This is a genomic window from Pseudomonas sp. 14P_5.3_Bac1 (assembly GCF_025466135.1).
Classification (GTDB): domain Bacteria; phylum Pseudomonadota; class Gammaproteobacteria; order Pseudomonadales; family Pseudomonadaceae; genus Aquipseudomonas.
The window spans coordinates 1-2,100 of the sequence record NZ_JANLOF010000016.1; the positions used below are offsets into that span (position 1 = coordinate 1).

Consider the following 2,100-nt stretch of genomic DNA (forward strand, 5'->3'; position numbering starts at 1 on the left):
TTGAGAACCTGGCGACCAACCCAGCGCCAGCGACCACCACGATTACTGATTCGATCGACACCACCACTGTCACTTTGACGGCTGATCAATCGGTCGTTGAAGGCGGCAACATTACTTACACCGCTACGCTGACTAACCCGGCGCAAACTCCGGTGACTGTGACGCTTTCTAATGGTCAGACCATCGTCATCGAAGCCGGTAAATCTGCGGGTTCGGTAGTCTTCGAAACTCCGGCCAACGACGTCTACAACAACGGCTCGACCGTCAACACGACGATCACCAATGCCACTGGCGGTAACTTCGAAAACCTGGCAACCAACCCAGCGCCAGCCACCACTACGATCACCGATTCAATCGACACCACCACCGTCACCCTGACGGCAGATCCATCGGTCGTTGAAGGCGGCAACATCACTTACACCGCCACGCTGACCAACCCAGCGCAAACCGCTGTGACGGTTACCTTGAGCAACGGCCAGACGATCAACATCGAAGCGGGCAAGTCCAGCGGATCTGTGGTTTTCGAAACTCCGGCAAACGACGTCTACAACAATGGTTCGACCGTCAATACGACGATCACCAACGCCACCGGCGGTAACTTCGAAAATCTGGCAACCAATCCTGCGCCAGCGACCACCACGATCACCGACTCGATCGATACCACCACCGTCACTCTGACTGCCGATAACTCGGTTGTTGAAGGCGGCAACATCACTTACACCGCTACGCTGACCAATCCAGCACAAACTGCTGTGACGGTCACCTTGAGCAATGGTCAGACCATCGTCATTGAGGCCGGTAAATCTGCTGGCTCGGTGGTGTTTGAAACTCCGGCAAACGACGTCTACAACAATGGTTCGACCGTCAACACGACGATCACCAACGCTACCGGTGGCAACTTCGAAAACCTGGCAACCAACCCTGCGCCAGCGACCACCACCATCACCGATTCGATCGACACCACCACCGTCACTCTGACTGCGGACCCATCGGTCGTTGAAGGCGGCAACATCACCTACACCGCCACGTTGACCAACCCAGCGCAAACCGCGGTAACCGTGACGCTGAGCAACGGCCAGACGATCAACATCGAAGCGGGCAAGTCCAGCGGATCTGTGGTTTTCGAAACTCCGGCAAACGACGTCTACAACAATGGTTCGACCGTCAACACGACGATCACCAACGCCACTGGTGGTAACTTCGAGAACCTGGCGACCAACCCAGCGCCAGCAACCACCACGATCACCGATTCGATTGATACCACTACCGTTACCCTGACGGCGGATCCTTCGGTCGTTGAAGGCGGCAACATTACTTACACCGCAACGTTGACCAATCCAGCGCAAACCGCTGTGACGGTTACCTTGAGCAACGGTCAGACGATCAACATCGAAGCCGGCAAGTCCAGCGGCACTGTAGTGTTTGAGACTCCGGCTAACGACGTTTACAACAACGGTTCGACCGTCAACACGACGATCACCAGCGCCACTGGCGGTAACTTCGAAAATCTGGCAACCAATCCTGCGCCAGCGACCACCACGATTACCGATTCGATCGACACCACCACCGTCACTCTGACGGCAGATCCATCCGTCGTTGAAGGCGGCAACATCACTTACACCGCCACGCTGACCAACCCGGCACAGACCGCTGTGACGGTCACGCTGAGCAACGGCCAGACGATCAACATCGAAGCGGGCAAGTCCAGCGGAACTGTGGTTTTCGAAACTCCGGCCAACGACGTTTACAACAATGGTTCGACCGTCAACACGACGATCACCAACGCCACTGGTGGTAACTTCGAAAACCTGGCAACCAACCCATCGCCAGCGACCACTACCATCACCGACTCGATCGACACCACCACCGTCACTCTGACGGCAGATCCTTCGGTCGTTGAAGGCGGCAACATCACTTACACCGCCACGCTGACCAACCCAGCGCAAACCGCGGTTACCGTGACGCTGAGCAACGGTCAGACGATCAACATCGAAGCAGGCAAGTCCAGCGGAACTGTAGTTTTCGAAACTCCAGCTAACGACGTCTACAACAACGGTTCCACCGTTAGCACCACTATTGCCGGTGCAACTGGCGGCAACT

Annotated in this window: 1 protein-coding gene; it reads left to right on the forward strand. The window is 56.3% G+C overall.

The features are described from left to right. On the forward strand, nt 1-2,100 hold a 2,100-nt coding region (locus NTD89_RS03965; protein WP_315975601.1), incomplete at both ends, for an immunoglobulin-like domain-containing protein.